Source organism: Pseudoalteromonas sp. APC 3355, from assembly GCF_030407615.1.
GTDB classification, from domain to species: domain Bacteria; phylum Pseudomonadota; class Gammaproteobacteria; order Enterobacterales; family Alteromonadaceae; genus Pseudoalteromonas; species Pseudoalteromonas distincta.
This window is the reverse complement of sequence record NZ_JASDDB010000015.1, coordinates 30,701-55,936: the sequence shown is the minus strand read 5'-3', so window position 1 is coordinate 55,936 and position 25,236 is coordinate 30,701. Positions and strand designations below refer to the sequence as shown.

The window sequence follows — 25,236 nt, the reverse complement described above, 5'->3', positions numbered from 1 at the left end:
CATAAAACTATCTAAATGTTAACTGAATAGCGCTTCATATGTTGAATACTTATTCACTTTTGCCTACCCTTACGTTTACGTAAGCTGCGGCTTTGAGCGCTTGTGTTTTTTACAATATATTAAACTTGACACCAGTGTCATGAAAAAATAGTGGTTAAAATAACGCTAAATGTTAAAAATAATGATAAAAAGAAATCTTGCTATGAAGTGAGAAATATTCAAGAATGTGAATATGTATTCAAAGTGCTATTGACTCTATTTAAGATAGAGGCTAGTTTTGTCCGTCTGTTAGCAAATCGTCGAGCAGTTCATCCACGCTAACAGTGCAGCAAGGGGAGGGGTCTATGTTATACGACTCAAAGTTAGAAAAAGAAAATTGTGGCTTTGGCTTAATAGCCCAAGTTAATGGTCAAGCTAGTCATAGGCTTATTCGTACTGCTATTACGGGGCTTGATCGCATGCAGCACCGTGGCGGTATATCTGCCGATGGTAAAACAGGTGATGGCTGTGGTTTATTATTACAAAAACCAGATAGCTTTTTCCGTGCAATTGCCAGTGAACATAATTGGCACTTAGGCAAAAACTACGCAGTGGGTATGATATTTTTAAATTCAGACCCTGTTTTAGCACAAGCTGCAAAACAAATACTTAGCGAAGAATTAGAAAAAGAAACGCTAAATATTTTAGGTTGGCGTGTTGTACCAACCGACCCATCTATGTTGGGTCCTATTGCTGTACAGCAATTACCAGGTTTTGAACAAATTTTTGTTAGCGCGCCAGAAGGTTGGCGTTCTAAAGACTTAGAGCGTCGCTTATATGTAGCACGCCGCCGCGCTGAAAAGCGCATTGTTGATGATGAAGCTTTCTATATCGCAAGTTTATCTGGTTTGGTAACTATCTATAAAGGCTTAATGATGCCTGCGGATTTACCTAATTTTTACCTAGATTTAGCTGATATTCGTATGACGAGTGCGATTTGTGTTTTCCATCAGCGCTTTTCTACTAATACTCAGCCGCGTTGGCCTTTAGCTCAACCTTTCCGCTATTTAGCACACAATGGTGAAATTAATACTATTGAAGGTAACCGCCAGTGGGCACGCGCACGTTCTTATAAGTTTGCGTCACCGCTTATTCCAGACTTACAAAGCGCAGCGCCGTTTGTAAACGAAACCGGTTCTGATTCATCAAGCCTAGATAATATGCTTGAGCTATTTTTAGCTGGCGGCATGGATTTATTCCGCGCGATGCGTATGCTCGTTCCGCCTGCATGGCAGAAAAACCGTGCAATGGACGACGATTTACGTGCATTTTACGACTTTAACTCTATGCATATGGAACCATGGGATGGCCCGGCAGGTATTGTTATGTCGGATGGTCGTTTTGCGGCGTGTAACCTTGACCGTAATGGACTTCGCCCAGCACGTTATGTAATTACACAAGATGGTTTTATTACGCTTGCATCAGAAGTGGGTATTTGGGATTACACTGCCGATGAAGTGGTTGAAAAAGGCCGTGTTGGTCCAGGTGAATTATTAGTTATTGATACTAAACTTGGCAAAATCTGGCACTCGGATGAAATCGATCAGGATTTAAAATCTCGCCATCCTTACAAGTCATGGCTTGAAGAAAACGTTAAACGTTTAGTTCCATTTGAAGAACTTACTGAGCAAGACGCCGGTAATCGCTCATTTGATGACGAAACGCTAGCTAAATATCAAAAAATGTTTGGTTATACCAACGAAGAGCTTGATAGCGTTATTCGTGTAATGGGTGAAAACGGCCAAGAAGCGACAGGCTCAATGGGTGATGACACGCCATTTGCTGTGCTTAGTGAAGGGCATCGTTCACTTTATGATTACTTCCGCCAAAAATTTGCGCAAGTAACAAATCCACCTATCGATCCACTACGTGAAAACCATGTAATGTCGCTTGCAACCTGTATTGGTAGTGAGCAAAACGTATTTAACGAAACAACGGGCCACGCTAAGCGCCTGCAGTTTGATACACCAATTTTAATGTACGCAGATATGCAGCAGCTATTAAATGCTGATGAAGCGCACTACAGCTACTGTAAAATTGATATTACCTACACAGTTGAAGAGGGTTTAGAAAACGCGGTTACGCGTATTTGTGACCAAGCACAAGAAAAAGCAGCTTCGGGCTGTATCATGCTTATTTTAACTGACCGTAACTTTGATGAAATAAATTTACCAATTCCAGCTGCTATGGCTGTAGGTGCGGTACAAAAACGCTTAGTTGATAACAACTTGCGCTGTGAATCAAATATTATCATTGAAACTGGCAGCGTGCGAGATGCGCACCAGTTTGCTGTGCTATTAGGTTTTGGTGCTACGGCAATTTATCCATACCTTGCGTATGAATCGTTAGTTGCGATGAGCGACAGCAAAATTATTGATAAGTCGTATTGCGAAGTGACCCTTGCTTATCGTAAAGCCATTAATAAAGGCTTATACAAAATTATGTCTAAAATGGGCATAAGTACGGTTGCGTCTTATCGTTGTTCAATGTTGTTTGAAGCGGTGGGATTATCTGATGCGATTATTGAAATGTGCTTTAAAGGCGTTGCAAGTCGTATACAAGGTGCGTGCTTTACCGACTTTGATGACGATCAGCAAAGTTTGCACAAACTTGCTTTAAGTAAGCGTAAATTATTAAGCCACGGTGGTTTATTTAAGTACGTTCACGGTGGTGAGTATCATGCTTATAATCCAGATGTTATTCAAACCCTGCAAAAAGCGGTTCGCTCAGGTGATTATAAGGACTACAGTGCGTACGCTGATTTAGTTAATAATCGTCCAATAGCGACTTTGCGCGATATGTTAGCGCTTAAATTACCTGAGCAAGGTATAAGCATTGATGAAGTAGAGTCTGCAGAAAACCTATACAAGCGTTTTGACTCAGCAGCAATGAGTATTGGTGCGTTATCACCAGAAGCGCATGAAGCGCTAGCAATTGCAATGAACCGCTTAGGTGGTTGTTCAAACTCTGGTGAAGGCGGTGAAGATAAACTGCGTTATGGTACAGAGAAAAACTCGCGTATTAAACAAGTCGCTTCAGGTCGATTTGGTGTAACGCCTCATTACTTACGCAGTGCTGACGTTATTCAAATTAAAGTAGCGCAAGGTGCAAAACCAGGCGAAGGTGGACAATTACCAGGTGAAAAAGTAACGCCGTATATTGCTAAGCTTCGTTATTCGGTACCAGGTGTTACGTTAATTTCGCCACCACCGCATCACGATATTTACTCAATTGAAGATTTAGCACAGCTAATTTTCGATTTAAAACAAGTAAACCCTAAAGCACTTATTTCTGTAAAACTGGTTTCAGAGCCAGGTGTGGGAACCATTGCAACAGGTGTTGCTAAAGCATATGCCGATTTAATTACTATTTCTGGCTACGATGGCGGTACAGGCGCAAGCCCACTTACTTCTGTTAAATATGCAGGTAGCCCATGGGAGCTTGGACTTGCTGAAACACAGCAAGCACTAGTTGAAAATGGCCTTCGTCATCGTATTCGCCTGCAAACAGATGGTGGTTTAAAAACAGGTTTAGATATTATTAAAGCGGCAATTTTAGGTGCTGAAAGCTTTGGCTTTGGTACTGGTCCAATGGTTGCCCTTGGGTGTAAATACTTACGTATTTGTCACTTAAATAACTGTGCAACCGGTGTTGCAACACAAGACGAAACACTTCGTCAAAAGCATTATCACGGCTTACCAGAAATGGCGATGAACTACTTTAAGTTTATAGCGCAAGAAGCGCGTGAAATTATGGCTAGCCTAGGCGTTGCAAATTTAACTGATTTAATTGGCCGTTTAGATTTATTAGAAGAAATTGAAGGCAAAACTGCAAAGCAGAAGAAAATAGATTTATCGTCTGTTATTGCTCAGCCGAACAACCCAACTGGCGAAACGCTTTATTGTAGTGCGCCTAACAGTTCACATTACCTAGGTAAGTTAAACGAAAGTTTATTAGCTAAAGCGCAAGAGGCAATTGATACGTCAAGCGGTATCTCGCTTGTGAGTCGTATTTGTAATACTGACCGCTCTGTAGGTGCAATGCTTTCGGGTTATATTGCTGATAAACACGGTAATCAAGGTATGGCGGCAGACCCAGTAGCAATTGAATTACACGGTACGGCGGGTCAATCGTTTGGTGTATGGAATGCCGGTGGTCTTGAAATGACATTGGTTGGCGATGCTAACGATTACGTAGGTAAAGGCATGGCAGGCGGTAAGTTAGTTATTCGTCCACCACTTGGCTCATCTTTTGAAAGCCATAAAGCAACCATTGCCGGAAACACATGTTTGTACGGCGCTACAGGCGGAAAACTGTTTGCAGCGGGTTGTGCCGGTGAGCGCTTTGCAGTTCGTAACTCAGGTGTGCAAGCGGTTGTTGAAGGTGTAGGTGACAATGGTTGTGAATACATGACCGGTGGCGTTGTGTGTGTACTTGGTAATGTAGGTGTTAACTTTGGCGCGGGCATGACTGGTGGTTTTGCTTATATTTTAGATGAGCGAAATGATTTTGAAAAACGCATTAATCCAGAGCTTGTAGAAATAGTAACACTAGACGAATTAACGTCGCATCAGGAACATTTACGCGGCTTAATTGCTGAGCATTTAGAGCTTACAGGTTCGTGCAGAGCAGAAAGCATTTTAGCTAACTTTGAACTGTACTTACCGATGTTCAAATTAGTAAAACCAAAATCAAGCGACGTAAAAAGTTTACTCGGGCATCGCGCTCGTAGTAGTGCCGAACTACGTGTTCAGGCGCAATAAGGGGGCAGTATGAGCGAAAATGTATATCAATTTATAGACGTGCAGCGTGTAGACCCACGCAAAAAACCAATCTCGTCACGTAAAAAATCTTTCGTAGAAATTTACGAACCCTTTTCAGAGAATCAGGTTAACTCACAAGCTGATCGTTGTTTAGATTGTGGTAACCCGTATTGTGAGTGGAAGTGCCCAGTACATAACTACATTCCACAATGGTTAAAGTTAATACGCACAGGTCGTATTATAGAGGCAGCAGAGCTTTCTCATCGTACAAACAGTTTACCAGAAGTGTGTGGTCGCGTTTGCCCACAAGATCGCTTGTGTGAAGGCTCGTGTACGCTCGATGAAGAGTTTGGTGCTGTAACAATAGGTAATATTGAAAAATATATTACTGATGAGGCATTTAAAATGGGCTGGAAGCCTGATATGTCTTATGTAACATGGACTGACAAAAAAGTAGCTATTATTGGTGCGGGCCCAGCTGGTTTAGGGTGTGCTGATATTTTAGTTCGTAACGGCGTAAAACCAGTAGTGTTTGATCGTCATCCAGAAATTGGCGGACTACTCACGTTTGGTATTCCTTCTTTTAAACTTGAAAAAGAAGTGATGCAAAAGCGCCGTGAAATTTTCACTGAAATGGGCGTGGAGTTTAAGTTAAATGTTGAAGTAGGTGTTGATATTACGCTTGATCAAATTTTAGCTGATTATGACGCCGTATTTTTAGGGGTTGGTACGTATCAAAGTATGCGTGCAGGTCTTGAAAATGAAGATGCACCAGGCGTTCACGATGCCCTCCCGTTTTTGATTGGTAATACTAACCGTGTAATGGGCTATGACGAGACTAAGCAGCCGTGTATTGATATGGCTAACCAAAAAGTAGTTGTACTTGGTGGTGGTGATACAGCGATGGACTGTGTGCGTACGTCTATTCGTCAAAATGCTGCAAAAGTAACGTGTGCTTATCGTCGTGATAAAGAAAATATGCCTGGTTCTAAACGTGAAGTTAAAAACGCCAAAGAAGAAGGCGTTATATTTACCTATAACGTTCAGCCTAAAGGCATTGTATTGAACGATAAAGGTAAAGTAACTGGCGTTAGAATGGTTAAAACTAAATTAGGCGAACCTGACGCAAATGGCAGAAGTCGTGCTGAAGAAGTACCTGGTTCAGAGCATGTGATAGAAGCTGACCAAGTTATTATGGCATTTGGTTTCCAGCCTCACAAAATGGATTGGTTAGAAAAATACGATGTAGAAATAAACCACTGGGGCGGCATTAATGCACCAGAACAAGGTGAATTTACACATCAAACAACGAACCCTAAAATATTTGCTGGTGGCGATATTGTGCGTGGTTCAGATTTAGTGGTAACCGCTATTTTTGAAGGACGTAATGCTGCAGAAGGTATTATGGATTACTTAAAAGTTTAATTGTTCGTATTAATAAAATGAATAAGAAGCAAGCCAACTGGCTTGCTTTTTTATTTGTTTTATTCGAATGTAATGTCAACGTAGTTAGTAACAAACGGTATTATATTAATATCACCTGTAGCATAGCTTTCTTTAGCGACACCTTCCGTTCTTACTTTCATATAGTAACTACCAGAAGGAACTACCTTGTCATAGTGGGTTGTTCTTGTTTCGAGCCAAATACGGTTGCTTTGGGCATCTATTAACCAGCCTTGAGGGCTAATCTCATACATATAAGCCTTACATTTTACTTCACCTACACGAGGATGCAGGCACTTATTTATAGCAACTCGAGTTTGTTTTTTTGGATTTTCAGCAGTACTAGCTAACGTTATTTGGCCATAATCTCTAGCTTCTTTTGTTGCTTTATACGCTAAAACTTTTGTTTGCGTCGTTGTATAAGCACTTTGATTTGAAGAGTTAATTGATTGGTTGCTAGAGCTAGATACACTATTTACAGCACCGTTAATACCATCTTTAACTGCGCGAGTTATATCATTACTTTTACAGCCACTCAGTACTATTAGTGCAGGAACAAGAAGAGCAAGTTTATTCATTTTTAATCCTTAACGTTATTGTTTTATCCTAGGCTTTATTTTTTTAAATAAAGCGTATTACATCATGGGGTCATACATTACAATAACCGTATTCATCCCTGATAAAGGTAAATAATGACTAAAATATACGCTTTTATCAAGCTCAAATAACTAATCTTAGGAGTTGATTTAAATATAAAGCTGGTTCATTATCGCACGCTGTTTACGGTTTGCTTACTTTTTACATACAAGTAGGCTTTTATACATTAATAAAATAAATAGAAATTATGTACGAATATTCAAACAAATCGGAAAGGAAACTCATTGTTCGATTCTTCTCTTCAATAGGGTTTATAGCAACGTTTTCGATGGCTAGCTTAGCATTTATTAATAGCAGTTATTTATTAGCGTGTACTCTGGTTGTTTCTTCGTTTGTTTATTTATTGGCATTTAGCATAAGTAGGGGAGTAGAGAAGTCAGGCACTATAATTTTATACAACCTTTATGCACTAATGTTTTACCTAGTTCTCACTGGTGGGGCACAAGGAACAGGGCCTATATGGATATTCATAGTGTCTCCTGTTACTTATTCAATACGCGGACTTAAACGAGGTACATTTGATATAATTTTGTTTTTATTAGCGATTGTTTTAGGCTTTTACTGTGCTGATATATTCAACATATATGACTATAGTCCGGAACAGTTTCCTATAAGAATAATAATTTCCTTTATGATTGTCGCGTCGCTGAGTGGCTACTACGAGTGTTTAAGAGAAAAATACAGCAATAAAATAATTGCTTTGAGTCAAAAAAATGAATTTTTAGCAACTATAGATCCACTCACCAACCTGCCAAACCGTCGCTATACCATGAATAAGCTTGTGGCTTTTAAAAGTGAGCTGAAAGATAATAATACTCCTTTTGTAATTTTATTAGCTGATGTAGATAATTTTAAAAAAATTAATGATCAATTCGGCCATGATTTTGGCGATGAAGCACTTATTCAGTTAGCTAAAACCTTTGATAAAAGTATTCCAAAAAATGCGATTGCATCACGTTGGGGCGGAGAGGAGTTTTTAATTGTTATTCCAGATGCAACAGTTGAGCAGGGGGAGCAAGTTGCAGAAAAAATCCACAACGCCCTTAAAGCTTCAGTTGTGAGCTTATTTTCAGATAGTACCAATATTACGCTAAGTATTGGTGTTATCTCTGCAAGTGCCGAACGCTCAATTGATCTTGATATCAAGCGTGCTGATGAACTACTTTATAAAGCAAAAGCGCAAGGTAAAAACAGAACGTGTTCTTCTTAAAGGTTTATCTACTTTAATCCATTGAAAACGAATCAAGTGATGGCTTTATTTTAGCCTTTCTGCGCTTTACGCTCATGTAACACATTGCATTGCAGGCAATCTGCATTGTAATTAATAGCCAATAACTTATCCCTAAGTCACTTAGGTTATTTACTTTTTCGCTAGTAAAGTAATAGGCTACAGCGATTATCTGAAGAACTAAAAAGCTATTTAAAAACCTCAGTAAACGCTGTTTAAAGTAGATATGCTTATATTTACTAAAAATAATTAAACAGCTGCTTAGCGCTAATAAAAACCAACTTAAAATGATACAAAAATTAACTAAAGTACTGTGCATTATTTAATCCTTCAAAGCTCTATTAACCAATATTAGGCATGGGCCATTATTAGTTCTTTAGCATTCGCTTTAGCTGTTTTACTGATATTATCACCACCAAGTAAGCGAGCTATTTCATTAATACGACCATCTTTATTCAAAGGCAGCATATGAGTGAACGTTTCGCCTTGTGCTATTTCTTTAGCTACAAAAAATTGTTGGTGTGCGCTACTAGCAACTTGTGGTAAATGGGTAACACAAATCACTTGAGTAGACTTACCTAACTGGCGCAATAGTTTGCCTACGGCTGATGCTGTAGGGCCAGAAATACCTACATCAACTTCATCAAAAATAAGCGTTGGGGTTGTTACTTTTTGGGCAATAATTACCTGTATAGCAAGGCTAATTCGCGAAAGCTCACCACCTGAGGCTACTTTAGCTAACGGCTGAAGTGGCTGCCCAGGATTAGTTGATACTAAAAACGACACATTATCGTACCCTAAGCTATTAGGTGCGCGGCTACTCTCTTGAGTTAAAGCTATTTCAAATACACCGTTTTCCATCGATAAATTAGCCATGCTTTCACTTATTAGTGTGTTAAGTGTATTAGCATACTCATAGCGACTTTTACTAAGTTCATCGGCAGCTTGCTTATAACTAATTAACGCGCTTTCTATTTCTGACTCTAGTTGCTCCAGACGATTACTATTATTACTTATTGATTCAAGCTCCTGAGCAATCGATTGATGAAACTCAACTAGCTGCTGTGGTTTTATGTGATGCTTACGCGCTAAATCCATCGCACCGCTTAGTCTATTTTCTACTTCACCTAAACGAGCAGGATCTAAATCTGCTTGCTCAGTATAATTTCGAACTTCACGGCTTGCTTCTTCAACTTGTACTGCGGCTTCACTAAGGAGGGCTGCTACGCCAGCTAAGCTTTCGTCGTATTGAGCCAGCTCAGCGAATTGTTGGGCACTGTGCTGCAGCATTGAACAAGCATTTTGTTCATCACTTTCATATAAGTATTGTAATTCACGTTGGCACGATTCTAATATTGTTTGGCTGTTACTAAGTTTGTAATGCTCGGCCTCAATTAAATCAAACTCACCTTCTTGTAAGGCAAACTCATCGAGCTCTGCAACTTGGTATTCTAACAATTGTTTTTGCGCTGCTTGTTGCTGCTGTTGTTGCTCTAAATGTTTAAATTCTTTTTGTAAGTTAGCAAACTGTTTATAGTTGTTATTTACATCATTTACTAAGTGGTGATGCCCTGCGTAGGCATCTAAAAGCTGTAACTGATGCTCAGCTTTTAATAAGTGTTGGTGGGCATGTTGTCCATGAATAGATATTAAATATTGACCAAGTTCTTTTAATTGTGATGCGGTAACGGCACTGCCATTAATGTAGCTTTTACTGCGTCCATTTTTGCAAACAACACGACGCAATAAACATTCATTATCGTCATTGTTTAGCATATGTTGCTCTAAAAACGATTGAGCTAGCGGTAAATCTGTTAGGTCAAATTGAGCGCATACTTCTGCTTTATCAGAGCTTGGGCGCACTGCTGATGCTTCAGCTCGTTCACCTAAACATAATGATAGCGCATCAATAGCAATAGATTTACCAGCACCTGTCTCGCCAGTGATCGCGGTCATACCGCTGCGCCACTCTGTGCTTAAATTACTAACAATTGCAAAATTTTTAACTTCTAAACCAATTAACATACTGTTTATCCATCCAGTCAATTAACTGTTAATTTATACAGTGTTTTGGTTTTTTGCAAATTAATTTTTTATTATTTATGCAACGCTTACATCTTGAGTAAATTGTGTGTCAGAAGTTTTTGGGGAGGTATCAATTTGATCATCAACAATATCAGTAGCTTGTATAACGTCTTCGGTTTTAAGTAGCCCGATAAGTGGAGGTAAAGTATTTAGGTAAAAACTCTTATTGTATAAGATTCCTTGCTGAGGTAACTCAGATACAAAGTACTGTATATTATCAATCAATGGTTGGATTACATTCGTTTGATTAGCTTTAATTAACTCATTGGACAACGTATTAATTAGTAGGTCAGCGGTATCTTCAAGTTGTTGCAAATTCTCGTCTGTATGCGATTGCACAACAAAAAAATTATTTACAATAGCTTGAATACGAGGAACGTATTTTGGGCGAATTATTTTAGCATCAAGAAGATCATTAAGCTTTGCTTTAAGGCGTGAATTTACATGCGAAACACGTTCATTAAATAGCTTTTTTCTAGCTTCGATTGCTTTTTTGCGATTACTCTCAATTTTGAGGTAACTGTATAAAAGTGTAATTAATAGCAGTAAAGCAAAGAATACTACATAAGTCATTGCTACTCGTTCCTAAATTATTTGATTATTATTTTAAGCCGCCATTTTGCTTTATAGTACTAAATTTGGCAATAAAATTAGTACAAACGACTACCCCAATTTAGTTTTGTACGTAAAACGTTGTAGTACGAGTAATTTTTTGGATGAATTAAGCGCAATTTTTTATCCGCTTTTTTAATTACTACCTCATCGCCGGGTAATACGGCAAGCACAACGTGGCTGTCGCAACTTACTTGTAGGCTATCTGTATTTTCTAGGCTTAGCTTTAAGCGTACTTCGTTATCGGCATCGACCACTAAAGGTCTGCTAGATAAGGTATGAGGAAACATAGGTACTAACGATATTGCATTTAGCTCTGGCGTTAAAATTGGCCCGCCACCTGAAAGTGAATATGCCGTAGAGCCAGTAGGGGTTGATACTATTAAACCGTCAGAGCGCTGAGAAAACACAAAGTCATTATTTATAAAAGCTTCAAACTCAATCATATGCGCTACTTTATCGGCATGAAGTACCGCTTCGTTAACGGCTGAGTTTGCACTCTTTAATTCGTTGTGGCGATATACTTCTACTTCTAATAAAAAGCGTTTTTCTTCAAGGTACTCACCACTGAGGACTTGCTCTAAGCTCGCTTCAAACCCTTCAGGGTTTAAATCAGTTAAAAAGCCAAGGTTACCTCTATTTACACCAATAACAGCAATGTTAAAGCGCGCAAGCACGCGCGCAGCACCAAGCATGTTCCCGTCACCGCCTACAACAATAGCTAAATCGGCTTGTTCTCCTAAGTCGACTAACTTAACAAGTTTGTCATGCGGGATATCGTCTAATTGACTCCCTGTGCGTTTTTCTACTATTACCTCAAAACCAAGCGCAAGTAAAAATGTATGTAAGCGCTGAAGGGTAGCAGCGGCTCCCGGGTGATTAGGTTTGCCAATTAGGCCTATGGTATTAAAAGGAGAGTCCATAATGTACGCACAAAAAGATTTAATAATTGTAGAGTAACTCAAAACAGAAGTGTTTGAAAATACAGATTATAGCAATATTATAAACCTTCAATTTTATTCGCAGTCAGTTAACTGCACGACTTGAAAAACAACTAAACGCCCCGATATCTCTTTCATGCAACAAGATGTAGATACCATGAAACTAAACTCACGAGATCAGCAAATTTTTTCAGCTGTTATGAACATGTACTGTAATGGTGAAGGCTTGCCTGTTCCATCAACAAAAATTGCCAAGCTCAAAGGTATGGCAGTATGCTCGGCTACGGTTCGTAATGCTATGGCTCGCTTAGAAAAAGTGGGGCTATTGTATTCACCTCATACATCTGCAGGACGAGTGCCCACAAATGAAGGGTTTGATTATTGGTTTGATGAGTTTTTTCCACTCGCTGAAATTGCTAATTATTGGCAACCAGAGCAATCACAACTCGTTGAACTAGCACATGGTTTGAGCCAAAAATACCAAATATGTTGTTGTGTTGGTTTACCACAAGCCAGCTCGCAGCAAGTGTTTAGAGTTGAGGTGCTTGATTTTGATTCTACCGACTGGCTTATTCTATTAATAGACAGGGCTGGGCAGAGCCACAACATTTGTATTGATAAACCTCATGATTCGTCAGATTCTGTTCGTTATCAGTTTGCAACATGGTTGAATACCGTATTTAGCCAACAAACTCTTATGGAGGGTTTGTATCGTATGCAGGCGATGACAAATACAGCGCCTCGAAATTGTCATGATTCACTTAATCAATGGACGCGACAGCTAAGTCAAAAATTAGGCTCAGATAATAGTATTGTAGTTGGCGAAAATTACCTCTATAAACAAATCGATTGTGAGCAAAGTTTAAATATTGGTGTTTCGTTTTTAAATTATGTAGAAGATAAACTCGCTTTTAAAAACGGTGTATCGGTACTTAATAGCGAAAAATTGCCTTTTACTGAGTGTGATGAATTGATCGTAATAAGCGTGCCGTACTTTCAAAACCAAGAATACCAAAGCCGCTTTTGTATAATTTGCCCTAAATCAGCGCAAATCGAAGAAATAATTCGAGAATTTAAATTAATTGAGGCATCTAACTCTTGAATCTTTTTATTCAATCCCCATAATTACCGCAGTTGTAAAGAATTGGAGCACGTATTTTATGTCTGAGCAGACACAAAACCCTGAGCAAGAAGTAGAATTAAACGAAGAAATTTCTAAAATGCAGGCTGATGTAGAAGCAGCAGTAGAAGCCGCTGATCAACATGCAGAAGAAGAGCAAAGCCCTGAAGCAGAAATAGCTATGCTATATGCAGAGCTTGAAGCTGCTAAACAAACTATTGCTGATCAAAAAGATGGTGTTGTTCGTGCTGCAGCAGACGTAGACAACATTCGTCGTCGTGCAGCACAAGATGTAGAAAAAGCGCATAAGTTTGCACTAGAAAAATTTGCTAACGAATTACTACCTGTAATTGATAATCTTGAGCGTGCTATTGAGTTTTCTGATAAAGAAAATGAGACTTTAAAGCCGTTGCTTGAAGGTATCGATATGACAGTTAAAAGCTTTAACGATGCTGTTGCAAAGTTTGGTGTTGAAATTGTAAACCCACAAGGTGAGCAGTTTAATCCAGATTTTCATCAAGCAATGTCAATTCAACCAAGTAACGATGTAACACCTAATACAGTACTTGCTGTTATGCAAAAAGGTTACACATTGAATGGTCGTTTATTACGCCCTGCAATGGTTATGGTTTCTAAAGCTGCTGATGCTTAATTGAATTATTAGTTTTAAAAAATGCCTCATATTGAGGCATTTTTTTTGTCTTTTTTATAGTGAATTAACTGTACGAGCATAGTAAGCAACACAGCGCTAAACATTAGACTTGAAAATGGCACTGCGCTTTTTGCATGCATAATAGCGAGTAGTGGGCCAACTAATGCGCCACTGCCAAAACGAAGTGTGCCAATTACGGCGGTTGCCGTGCCTGTGTTTTTTTCAAACTTCATTAAAATTAACGAGTCAGCATTACTTGCAGTGACGCCTAAGCTCATCATTAATGGCGCAATAGCAGCCACAATATAATAAAGTGATAAATGCAATAAGCTAAATGTTAACAAAGCAAGCCCCGATACAAACCCACATACAAGCCCAATATAGAGCATCTTTCGAGAGCCCAGCCTTGGTACAATTCGCGTATTTAAAAAGTTACCAAACATCAGCGCCATTACGTTAAAGGCAAATAACACACCAAATAATTGTTCTGATACTTCATATAAATCTAAATATATAAAAGGTACTGATGTTAAAAAGCAAAAAAATCCAAACGATACAAACATAGAGCTGAGTATGTCGGCACGTGCATCTTTATTACTGAGTACTGTTTTATAGCTATCAAAAAATAGAGCGAGACCCTTTTTTTCGTTTTTGTGAATAGGAATATCAATTAGATACACTTGCACAAATGCTAATATTAAAAAGCTATACCCAGCAAGAACCAAAAATATGGTTGACCAAACAGAAAATCCTAAAATAAACGAACCAACAGAAGGGGCAACTAACGGCGCTACCATCATAATCATCGACACATACGACATTCCCTTAGCTGTATTTTGCTGATAAATATGGCGAATAATACCCGGTACTACTACCGTTGCTGCCGCTCCCGTAAATGCTTGCACTGCTCTAAGAGTCCAAAAAGCATGGATTTCGGTGGTAAATGCCAGTGCAAGAGAGCTTGCACCAAATAAGGTTAAGCCAATACGTGCAAGCTTACGGCGGCCAATTTGATCGGCAATGGGGCCAAAAAATAGCATCCCTAATGAATAGCCCGCTAAGTAAATACTCAACGATATTTGTACATTGGGCATATTAGTGTGTAAATCGTTTGCAATTACCAGCATGGCAGGTAAGTACATATCTATCGCCAATGGCGTAATCGCCACTATACTGGCTAATAAAGGCAATAAAATACGGGTATTAAAAGACGAGGCTGAGGCGTCCATGTGTAAACTCAACAATCACTAAAAACAAGGGTTATAGTGTAACAGGGCATTGTATTTGGATAAACTTAGTTTGCCCGCTAAGTTTATCGTCATATTGCTTTTTTTTAATATAACGGTACATAAAGCAAATATTTTAAATTGGTACTGTGTTTGCTATTCTACAAGCAATAAAAAATTCATTACTTAAGAGAATTATCATGAAAAAACTAGTACTTGCAGTATTAGCGACAGCCGTTTTAGCCGGTTGTAAAACGTCACCAACAGGACGTACTCAAATAGCGCTTTACTCAGATCAACAAATGAGTGAAATGGGCACAGCTAGCTTTGCCGAAATGAAAGCATCTCAGCCAATAAATAAAGACGCTAAAACAAATTCTTATGTAAATTGCATTGCTGAAAAAGTAGTCGCTGTATTACCAAAAGAATACGCGTCGCAAAATTGGGAAGTAGTGGTATTTGAAGATGAATCTGCTAACGCTTTTGCATTACCTGGTGGTTACATTGGGGTTCATACGGGCTTATTAAAAATAGCCACCAATCAAGACCAACTAGCAACAGTACTAGGGCACGAAGTAGGGCACGTAATTGCTGAGCATTCTAATGAGCGTGTTTCACAAAGCTCTATTTTAGATACCGGTATGCAGCTTGGTAGTGCGGCACTTGAAATGGGTAATATTCAATACCGTAACGAAATTATGCAAGGCTTAGGTTTGGGGGCACAATATGGAGTTGTTTTACCATTTAGCCGCTCTCACGAATCAGAAGCCGATACTATAGGTCTGGATTTAATGGCACAGGCGGGTTTTAATCCACAAGAGTCGGTTACACTTTGGGAAAATATGAGTGCAGCGGGCAGCGGTACAACCCCTGAGTTTTTATCTACTCACCCAGCGCCAAGTAACCGTATTAAAAATCTACAAGCGCAAATGAGTAAAGCACTTAGCGAGCAAAGCACTGCTAAAGCACAGGGTAAAAACCCACAATGCACACTGTAGTTAAGCGCTTTACTATCTGAAGTAGTGTACGTTTAGTATTAATGCGTAATTAAAATAAAACCCCTGTAAGTATTTACCTACAGGGGTTTTATTTTAGTTTTTAAGCGTGGTTATTCAGCAGCAAGTGCTTGTTTAAATACATTTTTAAAGCGTTCGAAATCTTCAATGTGCGGTAGGTGCCCTAAATTATCCAGTTCAAATAATTGTGCGTCAGGGATAAGTGTTGCAGCGTGTTTGCCTAATTTATCATATCGACCAAGCTCGTAATCAACACCGTCTTTTTTCCAGTTACGGCCAGGGCCGGTTCTATCGCGTGTACCAATAATTAATTTAACCGGTACAGTTAAATCTTTAAATTCGGTTATTACAGGTTGAGTGAAAATCATATCGTATGTTTTTGCATTTACCCATGCCATTTGTTCTTTATCTAGGCCTTGTATTTGCCCTGTTATAAAGTCGGTTAAGGCTGAATATGTGGCATTCCACTTACCATCGTAGTAATTTTTTTGTTGGTATTTTCTTACGCCTTCTGGCGTTTTTGAAAGCTCGTTTTTATAGAAAAAATTTGTATCTTTGTAATCAACATACTGCAGATAGTTTTCAAGCCCAATAGGGTTAAGTAAAATTAATTTACTTGTTGTGTTTGGGTACATTAATGCAAAACGACTCGCTAGCATCCCACCCATAGAGTGCCCTAATACAATTGACTCTTTTATATTAAGTGAGTCCATTAACGCATGGGTATGATGAGCAAGAGCCGCAAATGAATACTGGTAATTAGTTGGTTTAGATGATTTTCCAAAACCAATTTGATCAGGGATTAATACGCCGTAGCCTAAAGATTGCAGGTATTGCGCAGTAGTAGTCCAGTAATCTGCATTAAAATTTTTGCCGTGCATAAGCGTCACTGTAGGCATGTCGGATTTGGTAGGCTTTAAGTAAATATAGGCCATTTTAAGAGATTGTTTTTGTGACTCAATGTTAAAGTAATTTACTTTAAAATCGTACTGGTAACTGCTTAAAAGTGCATCATAAGAAAGTGAAGAGGTATCTTGCGTTGTGCTCGCTAATGCATTGTTTGTTAATAACAATAAAGTAGAAAAGCAAATAACTTTAATCGACGACATTTGGTTACTCCAATTAAGGACAAATAATATGAGCTCTAATATATAAAACTCAGAATAATTCATTATAGTAACTAAACATTAAGTACTATTCAATTGAGGCTTTGTCATGCTCAACGTTGTTTAATTTGGAGATGAAAAAAGCGAAGCTAAAAGAGAGCTTCGCTTATTAATGTAGGGTAAAAGAAGTATCGTTAAAGCTTAAAACGTCCACTCAATATGGATTTGTGGCACTGACTCAGTGACTTCAGTACCTAGTTTATTGTGCCAGTATTGTAATTCCATACCCAACAGTAGTGTGTTCTCTTTCATTTGAAGAGCGTGGCCCATATCCCATACTAAAATAGGCTGTGCGAGTATCCACGCCTCTACATCGTTACCAAATTCATCTTCACGTTCTGCAATGTATTCAGCGTGGCCTTTAAAGCTAAATTTTTGTGAGCCAATATTAAAAGGGTATTCAAAGGCAACATCAAGCATCCAGCTATTTGTTTCAATAGGAGCCCCGCCTTTTGCTACACCTTCACTATCGTCAATGTAAGCTGTGAACAGCGTTTGAAAAAAGTTAAACCCAGGTACATCCCAGCTTAATTTAACACCAGGCAAGTATTTCATTACTTTAGCGTCGCCAGCAACGTTAATACCACCGGTAAGGCCCACATCTAATAATGCGCCTGCGCCAATTTTTTCGCCGCTAATGGCCGATAAGCTTACCGTTGAATACCACTCACCATAAAAATCAGCATCTTGGTAACCATCATCGGTATCGTCTTTACTGTAATCGATAAAAAAGAAGTTATCGCCGTAATCGTAACCCGATGCATGTTGAACCGAGTAAACAGTGGTGTTTGACTCTTGCTCAGTGAATGGGTTTTTTTGGTCGCCATTATTAATATGTAGTGCTGTGCTGCTCCAATTAGCCGCAAAAGCAGAAGACGATAAAGCAATTGATGTAAAAGTAACGAGAGGAAGTAATTTTTTAAATTTCATATCTGTATTTAACTATAATTTTAGTGACACGCGAAGGCGCGCATTATAGCAAAAGTGATTGATATGTAGAGTGTTATTTTAACATATGTTGCAGCTTACTTATTAAGCTGCAACATAGTATAGGTGTTTAAATTATGCTTTATTACGGCGTAAGCAAATAACTGCAATGGCAGTAAATGCTAAAATAAAACAGTAATATGAAGACGTTGATACTTCCCACGGGCTAATTTTAAACGTAGCACCTAATAACAATGCTTGGGCACCGTATGGCAATGACCCCTGTGTTACACAGGCGAATATATCAAGTAAACTGGCAGAGCGTTTACCGCTTATTTCACCGTCATCTGCTAGCTTTTTAGCAATAGGACCTGCGACAATAATAGACACTGTATTATTAGCAATACATACATTACTTGTTAAAACTAATGCGGCAATACCTAATTGGTCAGCCACTTTACGGTGCCATTTTGCAATGATTTTAGTAATCGCTTGAATCTTTTGAGCAATGTAATCAAGACCACCGTTAATACGAATAAATTCAGATAAGCCACCAATAAACATAGAAAGTAAAAATATTTCCTGCATATCAGTAAAGCCTTTGTAAATGTCTTTTACAAAGCTTGCGCCTTCGTAACTACCGGTAAAGCCCATTAATGCGGCAAAAATAATACCGCTAAACAACACTACAAATACGTTCAAGCCGGCAACTGCTAACACTAAAATAAAGGCATAAGGAAGTACTAACCAAATATCATAGTCTTTAGTTTCAACTACTTGTGCAGCAGGTGTTAAATAAAACAACAGGGCGATTGTTAGAATGGCTGCAGGGACTGCAATTTTAAGATTTTCTTTAAACTTGTCTTTCATTTCACAACCTTGCGTGCGCGTAGCTGCAATAGTGGTGTCTGAAATAATAGATAAGTTATCGCCAAACATAGCGCCAGATACAATCGTACCTGCCATTAATGCTGGGTCTATACCTGTTTTAATTGATACCGCATAAGCGATAGGGCCAATGGCGCCAATTGTTCCCATTGACGTTCCCATTGCAGTAGAAACAACGGCCGCAATTAAAAACAAACCAGGGAGCAATAACGAAGGTGGGATAAGCGATAAGCCTGCATTTACTACCGCATCTACACCACCGGTTGCACTTGCCACAGCCGAAAAAGCACCTGCAAGTAAGTAGATTAAACACATGGTAATAATATTGTTGTGTCCGGCACCTTTAATAAAGGTCTCTACACATTGGTTTACCGTGCCTTTATTTAAAATAAACGCAAGCATGATGGCGGGCAATATAGCAACAGGTGCAGGTAGTTGGTAAAAAGCATAATCAACCCCTTGCGATTGCAAATACAAACCTGAGCCTAAAAATAGCGCTACAAAGGTAAGTAGGGGAAGTAAAGAAAGTATTGCTTTGTTTTTATTAAATGATGGCTGCATCATAATCCTCATAACCAGTAAAATTTATCACAGCCAAAACTCCTCTTTTAGCTGAATTTAGCAGTACAACTTTTTATTTTAAAAAGTTGTTAGCCGCAGCGTCCGCAAGCCAAAGACCAAATCGACGCGAAAGAGAAGTTTAAATGTATAGATGGCTAAAGTAAACTGGTATTGTTATTATTATTAAATTAAAAGGTCACCTGACTATTGCATGACTTTTAGATAATATCTATAAAGCAACGCGATTTTCAGCGATTAATATTTATCCAACTGCATAAAAATACCCACCTGCGTATTTTGTAATGCCCGGATATATGGCTAATAAACGGATTCAAATTAAATTAGGTAAAAACCATGACTACAAATCGAATAGGTGTTTTTGGTGCTAACGGTAGAATGGGCTTAGCCCTATTAGAAGCCGCGACAATTAAAGAGCAAACACAACTTACAGGCGCATATGTTCGTAGTGGTTCATCGCTATTGGGCATTAATGTAAATCAAGTAAATAGCGCAGCCGATAACAGTGTTAGCTTTAGCGACGAAAGTACAATAGATGATGTAGATGTTTTAATCGACTTTACGCTGCCAGCGGGTATGAAAAACCATTTAAAAACAGCTGTTGCACAAAAAATTCCTATGGTAATTGGCACAACAGGTTTAACAAATGATGATATGGCGCTATTACACGATGCCGCTAAACATATCCCTATTGTATTTGCGCGAAATTACAGCGTAGGTGTCAATGTATTACTTAACCTTGTGCAAACCGCAGCGACTAAGTTTGGTGACGATTTAGATATCGAAATATTTGAAGCGCATCACCGTCATAAAATAGATGCACCATCGGGTACTGCACTGGCAATAGGTGAGTCAATCGCGCAAGCGAAAGGCTGGGATCACGACGAGGTTGCGGTATATGACCGAAGCCAAGTAGAAACAGCGAAATCTCAAAATGAGATTGGTTATTCTGTCCTAAGAGGGGGCGATATAGTAGGTGAACATACCGCATACTTCGCTACAATGGGCGAAAGGCTTGAATTAACACATAAAGCAAGTTCGAGAATGACGTTCGCTCTAGGTGCTATAAGGGCTGCAAGCTGGTTAAAAAACAAACCTGCTGGACTTTATGATATGCAAGATGTGCTAGATCTTAAGTAGTTTAGTTACTATTTTAACTGTTTGGGTCTAATTTCACCTACAGTGACTTATTTGTAACAATTAACCAAATAATGTTAGACCTAAATAGCAACTTCATGTAATATGCAGCCAATTTGCCAAAAATTACTAAATGCGTGTTTCCAATTATACCCAAGTGGCTAGTAAATCCAGGGTTTCAGTGGGAATAAAATAGTTTTAGGCAAGAAAAATGATTGAAGGTTGAATGCTTTACATCTGCATCATTTAAGACTGCGTAAAACAATTTAAGCTCACAAAAATCTGGTTTTGACGATCCCTCTGGGTATTGGCGGGGTGTTAAGCAATTGCTTACTCCCGTTTTTTACTGTTAGGAGGTTTAACTTGACTAAATCCGCTCTGTTAGTCCTAGAAGACGGCACAGTGTTTCGCGGTACTGCAATCGGCGCTGACGGCATGTCAGTCGGTGAAGTGGTATTCAATACGTCTATGACTGGTTATCAAGAAATTTTGACTGATCCATCATACGCGGAACAAATCGTAACTTTGACGTACCCACATATCGGTAATACGGGTACCAACAGCGAAGACGAAGAAGCGAATCAAATTTGGGCTAAAGGCCTAGTGATCCGTGATTTGCCACTGCTAGCAAGTAACTTTCGTAACGAGCAATCGTTAGATGATTACTTAAAAGAACGTAATATTTTAGGTATTGCGGACATCGACACCAGAAAGCTAACTCGAATTTTGCGTGACAAAGGCGCACAAAACGGGTGTATTGTTGCCGGTGACGAGCTAGACGAAAATAAAGCGTTACAAGCCGCGCAAGCCTTCCCAGGTTTAAAAGGTATGGATTTAGCAAAAGTTGTCTCAACCAAGGAAAATTTTGAGTGGCGCGAATCAAGCTGGACATTAGGTGAAGGATTTAAAACCCTTGACGCTGCTGATGAAAAGTTTCATGTTGTTGCCTACGACTTCGGTGTAAAACGTAATATTTTACGTATGCTTGTAGACCGTGGTTGTAAACTTACAGTAGTACCAGCGCAAACTTCTGCCGCTGACGTACTTGCTTTAAACCCTGATGGTATCTTCCTATCTAATGGCCCTGGTGATCCTGAGCCATGTACTTACGCTATTGAAGCCATTCAAGCCTTTTTAGAAACCGACACACCTATTTTTGGTATCTGTTTAGGTCATCAGTTATTAGCCCTTGCTTCAGGTGCTAAAACAGAAAAAATGAAATTTGGCCACCACGGTGGTAACCACCCAGTTAAAGACCTAGACCGTAATGTAGTTATGATCACAGCTCAAAACCATGGTTTTGCAGCTCAAGAATCAAGCCTACCAAGTACGCTTCGTGCCACGCATAAATCGTTATTTGATGGAACGCTTCAAGGTATTCATCGTACTGATAAGCCTGCGTTTAGCTTCCAGGGTCACCCTGAAGCAAGTCCAGGTCCACACGATGCAGCACCATTATTTGACCACTTCATCGATTTGATGCAAGCGCGTAAACACTAATTTAACTGGAGTAATAATGCCAAAACGTACCGACATAAAAAGCATTCTTATCTTAGGCGCAGGCCCAATTGTAATTGGTCAAGCTTGTGAATTTGACTACTCTGGTGCTCAAGCGTGTAAAGCACTTAGAGAAGAAGGCTATAGAGTTATATTAGTTAACTCAAACCCTGCAACTATCATGACCGATCCTGAAATGGCCGATGCTACCTACATCGAACCAATTCACTGGGAAGTGGTAGAAAAAATTATTGAAAAAGAAAAGCCAGATGCAGTATTGCCTACAATGGGTGGTCAAACAGCATTAAACTGTGCACTTGATTTAGACAAGCATGGTGTATTGGCTAAGCATGGCGTTGAGCTAATTGGCGCAACGGCCGATGCAATCGACAAAGCAGAAAACCGTGAACGCTTTGACGTAGCAATGAAAAACATTGGCCTTGAATGTCCTCGTGCTGAAATTGCTCACTCAATGGAAGAAGCTAAAGATACAATGAGCCGAATTGGCTTACCATGTATCATTCGTCCTTCTTTCACCATGGGTGGCACCGGTGGCGGTGTTGCTTACAACATGGAAGAGTTTGAAGAAATTTGTGAACGTGGTTTAGACTTATCGCCAACAAACGAATTATTGATTGATGAATCACTGATTGGTTGGAAAGAGTACGAAACAGAAGTTGTACGTGATAAAAACGATAACTGTATTATTGTTTGTACCATTGAAAACTTTGACCCTATGGGTGTTCACACTGGCGATTCAATCACCGTTGCACCAGCGCAAACGCTAACCGACAAAGAATACCAAATTATGCGTAACGCCTCTATGGCGGTATTACGTGAAATTGGTGTAGAAACTGGCGGTTCTAACGTGCAGTTTGGTATTAATCCTGAAGATGGCCGTATGGTTATCATTGAGATGAACCCACGTGTATCACGTTCATCTGCACTTGCATCAAAAGCAACGGGTTTCCCGATTGCTAAAATTGCTGCAAAGCTAGCAGTAGGTTACACGCTTGACGAGCTTCAAAACGATATTACTGGCGGTAAAACTCCAGCATCTTTTGAGCCTTCAATCGATTACGTTGTAACAAAAATTCCTCGCTTTAACTTTGAAAAATTTGCCGGTGCTAACGATCGTTTAACTACGCAAATGAAATCGGTTGGCGAAGTAATGGCGATTGGTCGTAACCAACAAGAATCATTACACAAAGCATTACGTGGTCTTGAAGTTGGCGCAACAGGTTTTAACCCAATAGTTGCACTTGATGACCCTAAAGCGAAAGAAAAAATCATTCGCGAATTACGCGAGCCAGGTGCTGAGCGTATCTGGTACATTGCCGATGCAATGCGCCATGGTATGAGCGTTGATGATGTTTATGAGCTGACTAAAGTTAATCGCTGGTTCTTAGTACAAATAGAAGATATTTTAAAAGACGAAGCAAAAATTGGTGAAGTAGGTATGGCTGGTTTAAATGCCGACTTCCTACGTAAACTTAAACGCAAAGGTTTCGCAGATCCACGTATAGCTGAAATTGCTGGTGTATCTGAAGCTGAAATTCGTAAAAAACGCCACCTATTGAACATCGTGCCAGTATACAAGCGTGTTGATACGTGCGCCGCAGAATTTAGCTCAGACACAGCTTACATGTACTCATCTTACGATGAAGAGTGTGAAGCAAACCCAACAGATAAAGATAAAATCATGGTTATTGGTGGCGGTCCTAACCGTATCGGCCAAGGTATTGAATTTGATTACTGTTGTGTACATGCCTCGCTTGCGCTTCGCGAAGACGGTTATGAAACCATTATGGTTAACTGTAACCCTGAAACGGTTTCTACCGATTACGATACATCTGATAGACTATACTTTGAGCCAATTACACTTGAAGACGTACTTGAAATCGTACGTGTTGAAAAGCCAAAAGGCGTTATCGTGCAGTACGGTGGTCAAACACCACTTAAATTAGCGCGTGAGCTTGAAGCGAATGGCGTTCCAGTAATTGGTACTTCACCTGATGCGATTGACCGTGCAGAAGACCGCGAACGTTTCCAACAACTTGTTGAGCGTTTGAACTTACTTCAGCCAGAAAATGCAACAGTAACTTCAACTGAAGAAGCACTACTTAAATCAGTTGAAATTGGTTTTCCGCTAGTTGTACGTCCGTCGTATGTACTAGGTGGTCGTGCAATGGAAATTGTATATGATGAAGACGATTTACGTCGCTACATGACCGAAGCTGTATCTGCATCAAACGAAGCACCTGTATTACTGGACCGTTTCTTAGATAACGCAATTGAAGTTGACGTTGACGCAATTTGCGACGGCGAGCAAGTAATTATTGGCGGTATCATGGAGCACATTGAGCAAGCCGGTGTTCACTCTGGTGACTCAGCATGTTCATTACCAGCACATTCTTTATCGCAAGAAGTGCAAGATGTAATGCGCAAGCAAGTAACCGATATGGCGCTTGAGCTTGGTGTTGTTGGCTTAATGAATACACAGTTTGCTGTAAAAGATGGCAAAGTGTACTTAATTGAAGTTAACCCGCGTGCCGCACGTACTGTACCGTTTGTATCAAAAGCAACCGGTGTAGCGCTTGCAAAAGTGGCGGCTCGTTGTATGGCGGGTCAGTCTTTGGCAAGCCAAGGTATTACTAAAGAAGTGATCCCTCCTTATTACAGCGTTAAAGAAGTTGTTTTACCATTTGCTAAGTTTCAGGGTGTGGATCCAATTCGTGGCCCTGAGATGCGCTCAACGGGTGAAGTGATGGGTGTTGGTGATACTTTCGCCGAAGCATTCGCAAAAGCACAATTAGGTGCAAGCAACACTTTACCACGCGGTGGTCGCGCGTTATTATCTGTTCGTAATAGCGATAAGCCACGCATTGTTGAATTAGCCAAGATTATGACCGACTTAGGTTTTGAACTTGACGCAACGGGTGGCACGGCACAAGCTCTTGAAGAAGCTGGCATTGAAGTACGACGTGTAAACAAAGTATATGAAGGCCGCCCGCATATTCTTGATTATATCAAGAATAAAGAGTACAGCTATATCGTTAATACCACCGAAGGTCGCCAAGCGATCGAAGATTCGAAGGTGTTACGTCGTGGTGCATTGCAAAATAAAACCAACTATACGACAACCTTGAACGCGGCTTTTGCTAACTGTACTGCTAACAAAGCAGATGATCGTAGTAAAGTAACGTCAGTTCAAGAGCTACACCTGCGATTGAACTAAGGAAATGTGCCAAGGCCAACTA

At 39.6% G+C, this 25,236-nt stretch carries 18 protein-coding genes; 9 read left to right on the top strand and 9 right to left on the bottom strand.

Annotated features, from left to right (window positions below; genetic code table 11):
* Positions 1-344 precede the first annotated feature (344 nt).
* Together gltB and QMA08_RS17140 are read left to right on the top strand one after the other, a co-directional pair.
* Positions 345-4,802: a glutamate synthase large subunit gene (gltB, locus tag QMA08_RS17145; RefSeq protein WP_290175030.1), complete on the top strand. Its 4,458-nt coding sequence runs from the start codon at positions 345-347 to the stop codon at positions 4,800-4,802.
* Between the two features lie 9 nt (positions 4,803-4,811).
* Positions 4,812-6,227 (top strand): FAD-dependent oxidoreductase, encoded by a 1,416-nt coding sequence (locus tag QMA08_RS17140; RefSeq protein WP_004335378.1) that lies wholly within the window; start codon positions 4,812-4,814, stop codon positions 6,225-6,227.
* A gap of 59 nt (positions 6,228-6,286) precedes the next feature.
* Here QMA08_RS17140 and QMA08_RS17135 read toward each other — a convergent pair whose 3' ends face one another.
* Positions 6,287-6,823 carry a hypothetical protein gene (locus QMA08_RS17135; RefSeq protein WP_039487450.1) on the bottom strand — a complete coding sequence of 179 codons (537 nt, stop codon included), beginning with the start codon at positions 6,821-6,823 and terminating at the stop codon, positions 6,287-6,289.
* Positions 6,824-7,431: 608 nt separating this feature from the next.
* Between QMA08_RS17135 and QMA08_RS17130 the strand changes: the two genes are divergently transcribed.
* On the top strand, positions 7,432-8,112 hold the full coding sequence (locus QMA08_RS17130) for a GGDEF domain-containing protein (protein WP_290175029.1): 681 nt from the start codon (positions 7,432-7,434) through the stop codon (positions 8,110-8,112).
* Positions 8,113-8,125: 13 nt separating this feature from the next.
* On the opposite strand, the gene QMA08_RS17125 is transcribed toward QMA08_RS17130, so the two are convergent.
* From QMA08_RS17125 to nadK, 4 genes are all read right to left on the bottom strand, one after another.
* Positions 8,126-8,449, bottom strand: a complete 324-nt coding sequence (locus tag QMA08_RS17125) for a hypothetical protein (protein ID WP_149602431.1) — start codon at positions 8,447-8,449, stop codon at positions 8,126-8,128.
* A gap of 32 nt (positions 8,450-8,481) precedes the next feature.
* Entirely contained in the window at positions 8,482-10,155 is a 1,674-nt protein-coding gene (gene recN / locus QMA08_RS17120; RefSeq protein ID WP_182711572.1) for a DNA repair protein RecN, read from the bottom strand.
* 75 nt (positions 10,156-10,230) lie between these two features.
* Positions 10,231-10,788 (bottom strand): hypothetical protein, encoded by a 558-nt coding sequence (locus tag QMA08_RS17115; RefSeq protein WP_149602433.1) that lies wholly within the window; start codon positions 10,786-10,788, stop codon positions 10,231-10,233.
* Positions 10,789-10,865: 77 nt separating this feature from the next.
* Entirely contained in the window at positions 10,866-11,750 is an 885-nt protein-coding gene (gene nadK, locus QMA08_RS17110) for an NAD(+) kinase (protein ID WP_290175028.1), read from the bottom strand.
* Between the two features lie 154 nt (positions 11,751-11,904).
* On the opposite strand from nadK, the gene QMA08_RS17105 reads away from it, so the two are divergent.
* Positions 11,905-12,870 (top strand): HrcA family transcriptional regulator, encoded by a 966-nt coding sequence (locus QMA08_RS17105; protein WP_290175027.1) that lies wholly within the window; start codon positions 11,905-11,907, stop codon positions 12,868-12,870.
* Between the two features lie 58 nt (positions 12,871-12,928).
* On the top strand, positions 12,929-13,540 hold the full coding sequence (gene grpE, locus QMA08_RS17100; protein ID WP_024597391.1) for a nucleotide exchange factor GrpE: 612 nt from the start codon (positions 12,929-12,931) through the stop codon (positions 13,538-13,540).
* A gap of 26 nt (positions 13,541-13,566) precedes the next feature.
* On the opposite strand, the gene QMA08_RS17095 is transcribed toward grpE, so the two are convergent.
* Positions 13,567-14,769, bottom strand: coding sequence for a Bcr/CflA family efflux MFS transporter (locus QMA08_RS17095; RefSeq protein ID WP_004335389.1), 1,203 nt, complete (start codon positions 14,767-14,769; stop codon positions 13,567-13,569).
* A 197-nt stretch (positions 14,770-14,966) separates the two neighbouring features.
* Here QMA08_RS17095 and QMA08_RS17090 point away from each other — a divergent pair, with 197 nt between their 5' ends.
* The gene (locus QMA08_RS17090; protein ID WP_039487466.1) at positions 14,967-15,764 is read left to right on the top strand and encodes a M48 family metallopeptidase; all 798 of its coding nucleotides are present in this window, start codon (positions 14,967-14,969) and stop codon (positions 15,762-15,764) included.
* 110 nt (positions 15,765-15,874) lie between these two features.
* Here the strand turns inward: QMA08_RS17090 and QMA08_RS17085 are convergent, their stop codons facing one another.
* From QMA08_RS17085 to QMA08_RS17075, 3 genes are all read right to left on the bottom strand, one after another.
* Complete coding sequence (locus QMA08_RS17085) at positions 15,875-16,891, bottom strand: alpha/beta hydrolase (RefSeq protein WP_290175026.1); 1,017 nt, start codon at positions 16,889-16,891, stop codon at positions 15,875-15,877.
* 198 nt (positions 16,892-17,089) lie between these two features.
* Positions 17,090-17,878: a nucleoside-binding protein gene (locus tag QMA08_RS17080; RefSeq protein ID WP_149602436.1), complete on the bottom strand. Its 789-nt coding sequence runs from the start codon at positions 17,876-17,878 to the stop codon at positions 17,090-17,092.
* Between the two features lie 132 nt (positions 17,879-18,010).
* Entirely contained in the window at positions 18,011-19,324 is a 1,314-nt protein-coding gene (locus QMA08_RS17075) for a Na+/H+ antiporter NhaC family protein (protein WP_004335396.1), read from the bottom strand.
* A 354-nt stretch (positions 19,325-19,678) separates the two neighbouring features.
* Here QMA08_RS17075 and dapB point away from each other — a divergent pair, with 354 nt between their 5' ends.
* From dapB to carB, 3 genes are all read left to right on the top strand, one after another.
* A complete protein-coding gene (dapB, locus tag QMA08_RS17070) occupies positions 19,679-20,482 on the top strand; it encodes a 4-hydroxy-tetrahydrodipicolinate reductase (protein ID WP_004335398.1) in 804 nt (267 codons plus the stop codon).
* Between the two features lie 360 nt (positions 20,483-20,842).
* Complete coding sequence (gene carA / locus QMA08_RS17065; RefSeq protein ID WP_004335400.1) at positions 20,843-21,979, top strand: glutamine-hydrolyzing carbamoyl-phosphate synthase small subunit; 1,137 nt, start codon at positions 20,843-20,845, stop codon at positions 21,977-21,979.
* Positions 21,980-21,995: 16 nt separating this feature from the next.
* Positions 21,996-25,214, top strand: a complete 3,219-nt coding sequence (gene carB / locus QMA08_RS17060; protein WP_039487473.1) for a carbamoyl-phosphate synthase large subunit — start codon at positions 21,996-21,998, stop codon at positions 25,212-25,214.
* Positions 25,215-25,236 lie beyond the last annotated feature (22 nt).